This window comes from Kitasatospora sp. NPDC057015, from assembly GCF_042673745.1.
Lineage (GTDB): Bacteria > Actinomycetota > Actinomycetes > Streptomycetales > Streptomycetaceae > Kitasatospora.
This window is the reverse complement of the sequence record NZ_JBHUSG010000076.1, coordinates 17,039-28,757: the sequence shown is the minus strand read 5'-3', so window position 1 is coordinate 28,757 and position 11,719 is coordinate 17,039. Positions and strand designations below refer to the sequence as shown.

At 73.1% G+C, this 11,719-nt stretch carries 9 protein-coding genes; 4 read left to right on the top strand and 5 right to left on the bottom strand.

Annotated features, from left to right (window positions below):
• Nucleotides 1-137: 137 nt before the first annotated feature.
• Both ACFTWP_RS39305 and ACFTWP_RS39300 read right to left on the bottom strand, forming a co-directional pair.
• Nucleotides 138-590 carry a GNAT family N-acetyltransferase gene (locus tag ACFTWP_RS39305; RefSeq protein WP_380269972.1) on the bottom strand — a complete coding sequence of 151 codons (453 nt, stop codon included), beginning with the start codon at nt 588-590 and terminating at the stop codon, nt 138-140.
• A gap of 109 nt (nt 591-699) precedes the next feature.
• Nucleotides 700-1,491, bottom strand: coding sequence for a VOC family protein (locus ACFTWP_RS39300; RefSeq protein WP_380269971.1), 792 nt, complete (start codon nt 1,489-1,491; stop codon nt 700-702).
• Between the two features lie 237 nt (nt 1,492-1,728).
• Between ACFTWP_RS39300 and ACFTWP_RS39295 the strand changes: the two genes are divergently transcribed.
• From ACFTWP_RS39295 to ACFTWP_RS39285, 3 genes are all read left to right on the top strand, one after another.
• On the top strand, nt 1,729-3,954 hold the full coding sequence (locus tag ACFTWP_RS39295; protein ID WP_380269970.1) for an ATP-dependent RecD-like DNA helicase: 2,226 nt from the start codon (nt 1,729-1,731) through the stop codon (nt 3,952-3,954).
• A 214-nt stretch (nt 3,955-4,168) separates the two neighbouring features.
• Nucleotides 4,169-5,479: a citrate synthase gene (locus ACFTWP_RS39290; protein WP_380269969.1), complete on the top strand. Its 1,311-nt coding sequence runs from the start codon at nt 4,169-4,171 to the stop codon at nt 5,477-5,479.
• A 589-nt stretch (nt 5,480-6,068) separates the two neighbouring features.
• A complete protein-coding gene (locus ACFTWP_RS39285) occupies nt 6,069-6,788 on the top strand; it encodes an SDR family NAD(P)-dependent oxidoreductase (RefSeq protein ID WP_380269968.1) in 720 nt (239 codons plus the stop codon).
• Between the two features lie 122 nt (nt 6,789-6,910).
• Here ACFTWP_RS39285 and ACFTWP_RS39280 read toward each other — a convergent pair whose 3' ends face one another.
• Complete coding sequence (locus ACFTWP_RS39280) at nt 6,911-9,214, bottom strand: heavy metal translocating P-type ATPase (protein WP_380269967.1); 2,304 nt, start codon at nt 9,212-9,214, stop codon at nt 6,911-6,913.
• A gap of 65 nt (nt 9,215-9,279) precedes the next feature.
• A complete protein-coding gene (locus tag ACFTWP_RS39275; RefSeq protein ID WP_380269966.1) occupies nt 9,280-9,498 on the bottom strand; it encodes a heavy-metal-associated domain-containing protein in 219 nt (72 codons plus the stop codon).
• 303 nt (nt 9,499-9,801) lie between these two features.
• On the opposite strand from ACFTWP_RS39275, the gene ACFTWP_RS39270 reads away from it, so the two are divergent.
• Nucleotides 9,802-11,004, top strand: a complete 1,203-nt coding sequence (locus ACFTWP_RS39270) for a PP2C family protein-serine/threonine phosphatase (protein WP_380269965.1) — start codon at nt 9,802-9,804, stop codon at nt 11,002-11,004.
• Nucleotides 11,005-11,065: 61 nt separating this feature from the next.
• Here the strand turns inward: ACFTWP_RS39270 and dhaL are convergent, their stop codons facing one another.
• Entirely contained in the window at nt 11,066-11,719 is a 654-nt protein-coding gene (dhaL, locus tag ACFTWP_RS39265; protein ID WP_380269964.1) for a dihydroxyacetone kinase subunit DhaL, read from the bottom strand.

Here is an 11,719-nt window from a genome sequence, read left to right as displayed (position 1 = left end):
CCTGTGGGAGAGTAGGACGCCGCCGAACAATCATTGTGGAGAAGCCCTGCCGGGTAACCGGCGGGGCTTTTCTGCGTTTCCCGACCGGAAACGCGGCCCGGCCCCGTGGCCGGGGCCGGCGTCCGGATCGGATCAGGTCAGAGCTGGAGCTTGAACCCGACGTGCGAGCCGACGAAGCCGAGGCGCTCGTAGAAGCGGTGGGCTCCGGTGCGGCTGGCGTCGGAGGTCAGCTGGACGAGGTCGGCGCCGAGTTCGCGGGAGGTGTCGACGGCCCACTGGATCAGCTGGGTGCCGAGCCCGCTGCCCCGCTCGTCCGCGTGGATCCGGACGGCTTCGACGACGGTCCGGGTGGAACCCCGGCGGGAGAGCCCGGGGATCAGGGTGAGCTGGAGGGTACCGACCGTCCGACCGTCCCGCTCGGCCACCACCAGGTGCTGGTTCGGGTCTCCTTCGATCCGCTCGAAAGCGGTGCGGTAGGGCGTCAGGTCGTCGGGGGACTCCCGGACGGCGCCCAGCGGGTCGTCCGCGAGCATCGCCACGACGGCGGGGAGGTCGTCGGCGGTGGCGCGGCGGATCTTGAGATCGTTCATGCGCTCAGACTAGGCGAGCCGGTACCGGCGCCCGCGGGCCTCCCGGTGGCCCTTTGCGGGCCTGCACGGGGCCGTACGGGCCCCTGCGGCCGAGCGCGGGCCCGTGGACTCACTGTCCCGGCTCGGCACTCCTGATGACGGCCAGTACGGCGCCGTGCGGGTCGACGAACTGGGCGAGCCGGCCCACCCCGTGGAAGTCCGTCGGCGGGATGCGGACGGTCGCGCCGAGCCGCTCGGCGGTCGCGGTGCAGGCGTCGGGATCCAGGACCTCGAAGTACGGCAGCCAGTGCGAGTCGGTGCCGGCGGCGGTCTGCTCGGGGCCGAGCTGCATGATGCCGCCCTGGCCGTCGTCGGTGCCCCCGCCGGCCGGGGTGAGGACGGTGTAGGTGGCGTCGCCGAAGGGCACGTCCTGCTCCTGCCAGCCGAACACGGCTCGGTAGAAGGCCTTCCCCGCCTCGGCGTCGGTGCTGTAGCACTCCGTCCAGCAGAGCGTCCCCGGGATGTCGACGGCGTCCAGGCCGGCGGTGTCGCGCGGCTGCCAGACGGCGAACTCGGCACCGGTCGGGTCGGTGAAGCCGGCCATCCGGCCGTTGGTGAAGACGTCGAACGGGGCGAAGCGGACCTTGCCGCCGGCGGCCTCCACCAGGGTGGTGGTGCGGTCCGCGTCCGGGGCGTGGAAGTAGATCGTCCAGGCGGGGGCCGCGCCCTCCTCGGTGAGCGGGCCGAGCGCGGCGACCGTCCGGCCGTCCTGCTGGAAGAAGCCGTACCCGCCGGCGGCGGGGCCGGCCGAGGCGAAGGTCCAGCCGAGGACGGCGCCGTAGAAGGCGGCCGAGGCGTCGGGGTCGGGGCTGCCGAGGTCGAGCCAGATGGGGGAGCCGGGGACGTAGTCGGTACTGAGCATGGTCGGGACTGCTCCTTCGGCGGGGCCCGCCTGGGCCGGAACGGATGGTCCCCCCTGCCTTCCCCAGCCTTCCACCGCCGGCGGCCTGCCGCAGTGCGGGCCGCGCGCCGCGCCGGTCCGGCCGACCCCCTCCCCGGCCCGGCCCTCGCGGCGGCCGGTCGGGAGCGATGCCGGGGATGTCGGAGCAGGACGGTACGGTGCGTAGCGGATGGTCACCCGAATCGTGGAAGGGGTCCCGTGGCCACGCAGCAGCCCGCGGTTCCGCGCCAGCTCGCCCAGGTGGAGGGGGTGCTGGAGCGGATCACGTACGCGAACGAGGAGACCGGCTACACCGTCGCGCGGGTGGACACCGGGCGCGGTGCCAACGACCTGCTGACGGTGGTGGGCGCCCTGCTGGGGGCGCAGCCGGGGGAGTCGCTGCGGCTGCACGGCCGCTGGGCCTCGCATCCGCAGTACGGGAAGCAGTTCGTGGTGGAGAACTACACCACGGTGCTGCCGGCCACGGTCCAGGGGATCCAGCGCTACCTGGGATCGGGGTTGATCAAGGGGATCGGGCCGCGGTTCGCGGAGCGGATCGTGGAGGCCTTCGGGGTGGACACCCTGGAGGTGATCGAGAACGCGCCGGCCCGGTTGATCGAGGTGCCCGGGCTGGGGCCGAAGCGGACGAAGAAGATCGCCGAGGCCTGGGAGGAGCAGAAGGCCATCAAGGAGGTGATGGTCTTCCTGCAGGGGGTGGGGGTGTCGACCTCGCTGGCGGTGCGGATCTTCAAGAAGTACGGGGACGCCTCGATCGGGGTGGTGAAGAACGAGCCGTACCGGCTGGCCTCGGACGTCTGGGGGATCGGCTTCCTGACGGCGGACCGGATCGCGCAGGCGGTGGGGATCCCGCACGACAGTCCGGAGAGGGTGAAGGCGGGGCTGCAGTACGCGCTCTCGCAGAGCAGTGACCAGGGGCACTGCTACCTGCCGGAGGAGCGTCTGATCGCGGACGGGGTCAAGCTGCTGCAGGTCGACGTCGGCCTGGTGATCGACTGTCTGGCCGAGCTGGTCGCGGAGGAGGGCGTGGTGCGGGAGCCCGTGCCGGGGGAGGGCGGGCAACCGGTCACCGCGGTGTACCTGGTGCCGTTCCACCGGGCCGAGATCTCGCTGTCCAACCAGCTGCTGCGGCTGCTGCGGGCGGATCACGACCGGATGCCCGCCTTCGCGGACGTGGACTGGCCGGCGGCGCTGGGCTGGCTGGCGAAGCGGACGGGGGCCGAGCTCGCGCCGGAGCAGGAGCAGTCGGTGCGGCTGGCGCTGACCGAGAAGGTGGCGGTGCTGACCGGGGGGCCCGGCTGCGGGAAGTCGTTCACGGTGAAGTCGATCGTGACGCTGGCGCTGGCCAAGCGGGCCAAGGTGGTGCTGGCGGCGCCGACCGGCCGGGCGGCCAAGCGGTTGTCGGAGCTGACGGGGGTGGAGGCGTCCACCGTGCACCGGCTGCTGGAGCTGCGGCCGGGCGGCGACGCGGCGTACGACCGGGACCGTCCGCTGGAGGCCGATCTGGTGGTGGTGGACGAGGCCTCGATGCTGGATCTGATCCTGGCGAACAAGCTGGTCAAGGCGGTGGCTCCGGGGGCGCACCTGCTGTTCGTGGGGGACGTGGACCAGCTGCCGTCGGTGGGTGCCGGCGAGGTGCTGCGGGACATGCTGGCGGACGGCGGGCCGGTGCCGTCGGTGCGGCTGACCAGGATCTTCCGGCAGGCGCAGGAGTCGGGCGTGGTGACGAACGCACACCGGATCAACGAGGGGCTGCCGCCGCGGACCGAGGGGATGGCGGACTTCTTCCTGTTCGTGGAGGACGACGCCGAGCGGGCGGCCGGGTTGACGGTGGACGTGGTGGCCCGCCGGATCCCGCAGAAGTTCGGGCTGGACCCGCGTCGGGACGTCCAGGTGCTGGCGCCCATGCACCGCGGGCCGGCCGGGGCGGGGAACCTCAACACGCTGCTCCAGGCGGCGGTCACGCCCGGGCGCGAGGGGCTGCCCGAGCGCCGTTTCGGCGGCCGCACCTTCCGGGTGGGGGACAAGGTCACCCAGATCCGGAACAACTACGAGAAGGGGCGCAACGGGGTCTTCAACGGCACGGTCGGCGTGGTGACCTCGCTCAGTGCGGACGACCAGCGGCTGACGGTGCTGACCGACGAGGACGAGGAGATCGGCTACGACTTCGACGAGCTGGACGAGCTGACGCACGCGTACGCGGTGACGATCCATCGATCGCAGGGCAGCGAGTACCCGGCCGTGGTGATTCCGGTCACCACCTCGGCCTGGACGATGCTCCAGCGAAACCTCCTCTACACGGCCGTGACCAGGGCGAAACAACTGGTTGTGCTGGTGGGGTCACGCAAGGCGATCGGGCAGGCCGTTCGCACGGTCAGTGCAGGTCGCAGGCACTCCGCGCTCGATCACCGGCTGGCGACTGGATGATTCTCCAAGGGGATCCTTGCCTCTAGAGTTCTCTTGACGTGAAGAGATTTAGGGCAGAGCCTAGTGTGGTGCCGATCTTGTCCGGTTCATACCGGCTGCGGCGTCGGGTTTTGTAGGGGCCGGCCCTTTCGGGCCACCCCGGGTGCGCAACTGTCCGCCAGATGGGGGATGGTAGAGACAGTCAGGGCATCTTGGATGAGGATTCATTTCGTCGGTGAGGAAGAGCGTGAGCGAGAAAAGTCCAGACGCTGTAGTACTGCGGTACCAGGGCGCCGACTACGAGTACCCGGTCGTCGAGAGCACCACGGGCAACGCCGGCTTCGACATCTCGAAGCTGCTGCCGCAGACCGGCCTGGTGACCCTGGACAACGGCTTCGGCAACACCGCCGCCTACAAGTCCGCGATCACCTTCGTGGACGGCGACAACGGCATCCTGCGCTACCGCGGCTACCCGATCGAGCAGCTGGCCGAGAAGGGCAGCTTCATCGAGACCGCGTACCTCCTGATCAACGGCGAGCTGCCGAACGCCGACCAGCTGGCGATCTTCAGCAACGAGATCACCCAGCACACCCTGCTCCACGAGGACGTCAAGCGCTTCTACCAGGGCTTCCCCCGGGACGCGCACCCGATGGCGATGCTCTCCTCGGTGGTCGGCGCCCTGTCGACGTTCTACCAGGACAGCCACAACCCGTTCGACGCCGGCCAGCGCCACCTGTCGACCGTCCGCCTGCTGGCCAAGCTGCCGACCATCGCGGCCTACGCCTACAAGAAGTCGGTCGGCCAGCCGTTCGTCTACCCGCGCAACGACCTGAGCTACGTCGAGAACTTCCTGCGGATGACGTTCGCCGTCCCCGCCGAGGACTACGAGCTCAACCCGGTCGTCGTCAACGCGCTCGACAAGCTGCTGATCCTGCACGCGGACCACGAGCAGAACTGCTCGACCTCCACGGTGCGCCTGGTCGGCTCCAGCCACGCCAACCAGTTCGCCTCGATCTCGGCGGGCATCTCGGCGCTCTGGGGCCCGCTGCACGGTGGCGCCAACCAGGCCGTGCTGGAGATGCTGGAGCAGATCCAGAAGGACGGCGGCGACGTCGACGCCTTCATCCGCAAGGTGAAGAACCGCGAGGACGGCGTGAAGCTCATGGGCTTCGGTCACCGCGTCTACAAGGCCTTCGACCCGCGCGCCGCGCAGGTCAAGATCCTGGCCCACGAGGTGCTGGCCCAGCTCGGCAAGTCCGACGAGCTGCTGGAGATCGCGCTCAAGCTGGAGGAGCACGCGCTGAGCGACGACTTCTTCGTCTCGCGCAAGCTCTACCCGAACGTGGACTTCTACACCGGCCTGATCTACCGCGCGATGGGCTTCCCGACCAGCATGTTCACCGTGCTGTTCGCGCTCGGCCGGCTGCCCGGCTGGATCGCCCACTGGCACGAGATGATCAACGACCCGACGAGCCGCATCGGCCGTCCGCGTCAGATCTACACCGGCACCGCGATCCGCGACTACGTCGGCCTCGACGCTCGCTGACCCCGCTCCGGGTGATCCGCAAGGGCCCGGTCGCACCGCTCTCGCCGAGCGGCGCGGCCGGGCCCTCGTGCGTGTCCGGGCTTCGCCCGGGTGGGTGCGGGCAACCGCGGGTATCGGTGGCGCGGGGCGGCGCGGTGTACGCGGCCGGGGCGTTCGGCGCACGACGTCCGGGGGCGGTCCTGGCCAGGGGCGGCCGCTCAAAGCGCCCCTGACCCGCCGCACCCCGGCGTCGTGCGCGAAGACCGCCGACCAGTCGACGGCCGTCCCGGGGCCCGCCGGAGCCCCGCCGGCGGCAGTCGTGAGCACGCGGGCGCACGGCGGAGGTCCGCCGTTCGCCGCGCGCCGAAAAACTGCCGCACTACAAAGCTAAGACGTATCAGGGCGCTCAAAGTTACGCCCGGGGGGTGTGAGCTGCCTCTCGCCACGCTCCGTGTGCGCCTGGTGCCGGGCTCATACCACATCATCAACAACGGCCGACGTCACCCTCCCCGCAGCCACGGCGACCCAGCGTGATAGGAATCGTGGCATTCCGGTACGGACCGCCCGCCCGTCGGTGGCGCGGTGGCCGGGCCGGGGAGGGAGTGCGCAGATGGCCAGGAACGTCGTCGTCACCGGGGGTGGCACCGGCATCGGGTACGAGGTCGCGCGGAGGTTCGCCGAAGCGGGTGAACGGGTCGTGATCGTCGGCCGCCGGCGCGCCGTGCTGGAGCAGGCCGCCGCGGACCTCGGCCCCCGGGTCACCCCGCTGGTCTGCGACCTCGCGGACCCGGACGCGGTCGAGCACGCCATCGGCGGGTTGCCGGCCCGGATCGACGTCCTGGTCAACAACGCGGGCAGCCGCGAGACCGTGATCGGCGCCGGACCGCACGCCCTGCTGGCCCGCTGGCGCGGCGACTTCGAGCGCAACGTGCTGACGGTGGTGCTGCTCACGGAGTCCGTCCGCGACCGGCTCGCCCAGGGCTCGGGCCGGGTCGTGACGGTCAGCTCCATCGCCGCGTTGCGCGGGGCGGGTTCGTACGGCGCGGCCAAGGCCTCGCTGCACGCCTGGAACAACTTCCTCGCCGCCCAGCTCGGCCCCTCCGGGATCACGGCCAACATCGTCGCCCCGGGGACGGTGGCCGGTACCGAGTTCTTCGGCCCCCGGCTGGACGAGGCCGAGGTCTCCCGCCGGGCCGCCCGGACGCTGCTCGGCCGGATCGGGGAGACCGGGGAGGTCGCGGCGGCCGTCCACTTCCTCGCCTCCCCCGAAGCCGGCTTCATCACCGGCGAGATCCTGCACTGCAACGGCGGGGAGCTGCTCGGGCGCTGATCGCGCCGGGAGCCCGTACCGGTGCGGGTACGGGCTCCTGCTGTCGGGCGGGGGGCGGGGCGCCGGTTGCCGCTCGCTCGGCGGGTCGTGGTCCGGCGGTGGCCGGGTGACGGCCGCCGGTCTCAGGCGGCGGCCCGGAAGCTCCGCAGCCGCAGGCTGTTGGTGACCACGAAGACCGAGGAGAAGGCCATCGCGGCGCCCGCCACCACCGGGTTGAGCAGTCCGGCGGCGGCCAGCGGGATCGCCGCCACGTTGTAGGCGAAGGCCCAGAACAGGTTGCCCTTGATGGTGGCCAGGGTCCTGCGTGAGAGCCGGATCGCGTCGCCGGCCGCGCGCAGGTCGCCGCGGACCAGGGTCAGGTCGCCGGCCTCGATCGCCGCGTCCGTCCCCGTCCCCATCGCCAGGCCCAGGTCGGCCTGGGCCAGCGCGGCCGCGTCGTTGACGCCGTCCCCGACCACGGCCACCGACCGGCCCTCGGCCTGCAACGCGCGGACGGTGGCGACCTTCTCCTCCGGGAGCACCTCGGCGATCACGTCCGCCGGGTCGATGCCGACCTCGGCCGCGACCGCTTCGGCGGCCCTGCGGTTGTCGCCGGTGAGCAGCACCGGGCGCAGGCCCAGCGCGCGGAGCTCGGCGATCGCCTGCGCGCTGGTCGGCCTGACCGTGTCGGCGACCTCCAGCACCGCCCGGGCCGCGCCGTCCCAGCCGACCGCGACCGCGGTGCGGCCCGCCGCCTCGGCGGCGGCCTTGGCCTCGGCCAGGACGGGCGGAAGGTGCTGGGCCCCCTCCACCAGCAGGGCCTCCCGACCGGCCACCACGGCGTGGCCCTCGACCACGCCCCGGACGCCGCGGCCGGGTACGTTCTCGAAGCCCTCGACCGGCGGCAGCTCGCCGAGCCGCTCCGCCGCGGCGGCGGCGATGGCGGCGCCGACCGGGTGCTCGGAGGCGTGCTCCAGCGCGCCGGCCAGTCGCAGTGCCTCGGCCTCGGTGACGCCGGGGGCGGTGTGCACGGCGGTGAGGGCCATCCGTCCGGTGGTCACGGTGCCGGTCTTGTCGAGTACGACGGTGTCCACCCGGCGGGTGGTCTCCAGCACCTCGGGGCCCTTGATCAGGATGCCCAGCTGGGCCCCGCGGCCGGTGCCGACCATCAGCGCGGTGGGCGTGGCGAGCCCGAGTGCGCAGGGGCAGGCGATGATCAGGACGGCCACGGCGGCGGTGAACGCCTCGGTGGGGCTGTCGCTCACCAGCAGCCAGCCGACCAGGGTGGCGAGGGCGATCAGGATGACGGCGGGCACGAAGACCGCGGAGATCCGGTCGGCCAGCCGCTGGGCGGCGGCCTTGCCGTTCTGCGCCTCCTCGACGAGTCGGGCCATCCGGGCCAACCGGGTGTCGGCGCCGACCCGGGTGGCCTCGACCACCAGGCGGCCGCCCGCGTTGACGGTGGCGCCGGTGACCGGGTCGCCGACGGAGACCTCCACCGGGACGGACTCCCCGGTCAGCATCGAGGCGTCCACGGCGGAGGCGCCCTCGGTCACCACGCCGTCGGTGGCGATCTTCTCGCCGGGCCGGACGACGAACCGGGTCCCGATGGTGAGCCGGGAGACCGGCAGTCGCACCTCGCGGCCGTCGAGCAGCACCGCGACGTCCTTCGCCCCGAGGTCGAGCAGGGCGTGCAGGGCGGCGCCCGCACGGCGCTTGGAGCGGGCCTCCAGCCAGCGGCCGAGCAGGATCAGCACGGTGACGGCGGCGGCGGTCTCCAGGTAGAGGGAGGAGGAGGCGTCGCCGCGGGACACCGAGAGGGAGAACTCGTGCTTCATGCCGGTCATGCCGGCGTGGCCGAGGAAGAGCGCCCAGAGGGACCAGCCGAAGGCGGCCAGCGTGCCGAGCGAGACCAGGGTGTCCATGGTCGCGGCGCCGTGCCGCAGGTTGGTCCAGGCGGCCCGGTGGAACGGCAGGCCGCCGTACACCACGACCGGGCCGGTGAGGGCGAGGGCCAGCCACTGCCAGTTGTCGAACTGGAGGGCGGGGACCATGGAGAGCAGCACCACCGGGACGGTCAGCGCGGTGCTGATCAGCAGTCGCTCGCGCTGGGGGTCCGCGGCGGGCGCCGGGGCGTCGGCTTCGGCCGGCTCGGCGGCGGGCGGCGCGGGGAGTTCGGCGGTGTAGCCGGTCCGCTCGACGGTGGCGATCAGGTCGGCCACGCTCACGCCGGGCGCGAAGTCGACCCGCGCCCGCTCGGTGGCGAAGTTCACGACGGCCTCGACGCCGTCCATCCGGTTGAGCTTCTTCTCGATCCGGGCCGCGCAGGAGGCACAGGTCATCCCGCCGATGGACAGCTCGACGCGCTCGCCGCCGGCCGCCGTGGCGGTGGGCTCGGAGGGGGCGACGGAGCCGGTGCGGGGAGTGCCGGGGGTGGTGGTGCTCATAACGTCTCCTCCTACTGGGAGAGCGTACGGCGGGGGCCGGTGGCGTGCCCCCGCCGTACCGGACCTCAGGCCGAGCGGCCGACGAGCTCGTAGCCCGCCTCGTCGACGGCGGCCCGGACCTGGCTGTCCTCCAGCGGGGCAGAGGAGGAGACCGTCACGGTGCCGGCCTTGGCGTCGGCGGCGACCTCCGTCACGCCGGGGATGGCGGAGACCTCGGAGCTGACGGACTTCTCGCAGTGTCCGCAGCTCATGCCGGTGACGGTGTAGGTGATGGTGCTGGGCATCGGGGACCTCCGGGAAATGGCTGCGCCGGGCGGGTGCCCGTGCTGCTGTCTGGTCACAACACCATACCCCCACTGGGTATTCCGAGCGGGAGGGGTTCCTGTGTCGTGGATCGCATCGGGAGAGCGACTCGATTGCAGAGAGTATGCGGACCGGTACGTTCGGTCCGAATCGGCGCGACGGTCCGGACGGGCCGGTCCGACCGCCGGCGGCCCCGGGGCGACGGGCGGCGTCCGCGCCGCCCGGGCAGCGGGCCGGGTGAACCGGCGCGGGCGGGGGGATAGATCGTCCGATATGTTCGGAAGGTGTTCCGGATCCGCCGAGCCCAGTCGCCCGTGGACCTGACGGCCGCTGCGCTCCCGCCGGCCCGACGGCGCAACGCCCTGCTGGCCGTCGACCTCCTGGACATCCCCTGGTACAAGCGCGCCACGCCCGCCCTGGTGGCCATGGTGCTGGTCGCGCTGGCCGACTTCCTCTCCGGCAAGGACCGCTACCTGGCGCCGCTGATGACCGTCGTCCCCTCGGTCGCCGCCCTCACCCTCAGGCCCCGTGAGCTGCTGCTGGTCTGCGCCCTCGGACTGCTCGCGGTGTTCGGCCTGAGCCGCTACGACCAGGTCGACAACGTCAACGACGAGCGCTTCCTGTTCGGCGCCATGATCACCTACATCGTGCTCACCGTCTTCAGTGCCTGGGTCGCCCGGATCAGGATGCGCCGGGCCAGCGCCTACGCCGCCGTCAGCTCGGTCGCCGAGGCCGCCCAGCGGGCCCTGCTGCGGCTGCCCGGACCGACGGTCGGCCCGCTGCGCCTGGCCGTGCGCTACGCCTCCGCCGCCGACGACGCCCGGATCGGCGGGGACCTGTACTCGGTGCTGGAGACGCCGCACGGCACCCGGGTGCTGGTCGGCGACGTCCGGGGCAAGGGCCTCGGCGCGGTGCAGACCGCGGCCGTGGTGCTCGGCGCCTTCCGGGAGGCCGCCTACGACGAGGTCCGACTCGGCGGCGTGGCGGCCCGGATCGAGGCCAGCGTGGAGCGCCACGTGCCGGAGGGGGAGTTCACCACGGCGCTGTTCGCCGAGTTCCGCGGACCGGGGGCGGTCGAGCTGCTGCACTTCGGCCACGTGCCGCCCGTGCAGGTCACCGGGGAGGGAACGGTACGGGTGCTGGAGTCCGCCGACCCCTGGGTGCCGCTCGGCCTCGGCCGGTTGGCGCCCGGTGAGCCCAGCAGCTGGGAGGTGCCGTTCGGTGCCGAGGACGTCCTGGTGCTCTGCACCGACGGGGTGGTCGAGGCCAGGCACCACCACTCCGGGGAGTTCTACCCGCTCGCCGAGCGGGTAGGCCCGCTGGTGCGGGGCGCGGCCGGCACGCCGGCCGAGCTGGAGGCGGCGGTCGGACGGCTGTACGCCGACCTGCTCGCGCACACGGGCGGGGTGCTCGGGGACGACGCGCTGCTGCTGCTGATCAGCCGCACGGACCAGGGCGCGGTGCCGCCCGGCGGGCGGCCCGGCTGATCCCGGCGCGCTCCCTCCGGCCGTCACGCGGGGGCCGCGGCACTCGTCGGCGCGACCGCGCTCATCCGGCGGGCCGGCGCTCACGCGTGACGTCGGCGAGCGTCCGGAACAGCAGGGCGGTCGAGGTGGCGCCCGGATCCTGGTGGCCGACACTGCGGGGCCCCAGGTAGGAGGCCCGGCCCTTGCGGGCCTGCAGCGCGACCGTGGCCCGCATGCCCTCCTCGGCGGCGTCGGCGGCCGCCGACGCCGCGCCGGCCAGTCCGGCCCCGCCCGCGACCGCCCGTTCGAAGGCGGCCAGCGCCGGGGTGTACGCGTCGACGATGGTCTTGTCCCCGGGCTGCGCCGCGCCCAGCCGCCGCACCGCCGCGAGACCCGCCGCCAGCGCCTCGGCGAACTGCGCGGGGGTGGCCGGGTCCTGCGGCAGGGCGGCGCCGATCGCGCGGAACGCGCTGCCGTACAGCGGGCCGGAGGCGCCGCCCACCGTGGAGACCAGGGTGGTGCCGGTCCGGCCGAGGACGGCGCCGGCGCCGGTCGGCCGCGCCGCGTCCAGGGCGGCCAGCACGGCGGTGAAGCCGCGGTCCAGGTTGCTGCCGTGGTCGCCGTCGCCGATCGCGGAGTCGAGGTCGATCAGCTCCTGCCGGTGCTCGGCGACGGCCGCCGCCAGGGCGCGGATCCAGGCCTCGGCGAGGGCGGCGTCCAGGGTGTCGGTGTCCAT

Excerpts from the sequence above, each read along its gene's own strand:
- dhaL (WP_380269964.1), bottom strand. The coding sequence starts at position 11,719 with ATGGACACCGACACCCTGGACGCCGCCCTCGCCGAGGCCTGGATCCGC.
- ACFTWP_RS39285 (WP_380269968.1), top strand. The coding sequence starts at position 6,069 with ATGGCCAGGAACGTCGTCGTCACCGGGGGTGGCACCGGCATCGGGTAC.
- ACFTWP_RS39275 (WP_380269966.1), bottom strand. The coding sequence starts at position 9,498 with ATGCCCAGCACCATCACCTACACCGTCACCGGCATGAGCTGCGGACAC.
- ACFTWP_RS39305 (WP_380269972.1), bottom strand. The coding sequence starts at position 590 with ATGAACGATCTCAAGATCCGCCGCGCCACCGCCGACGACCTCCCCGCC.
- ACFTWP_RS39300 (WP_380269971.1), bottom strand. The coding sequence starts at position 1,491 with ATGCTCAGTACCGACTACGTCCCCGGCTCCCCCATCTGGCTCGACCTC.
- ACFTWP_RS39280 (WP_380269967.1), bottom strand. The coding sequence starts at position 9,214 with ATGAGCACCACCACCCCCGGCACTCCCCGCACCGGCTCCGTCGCCCCC.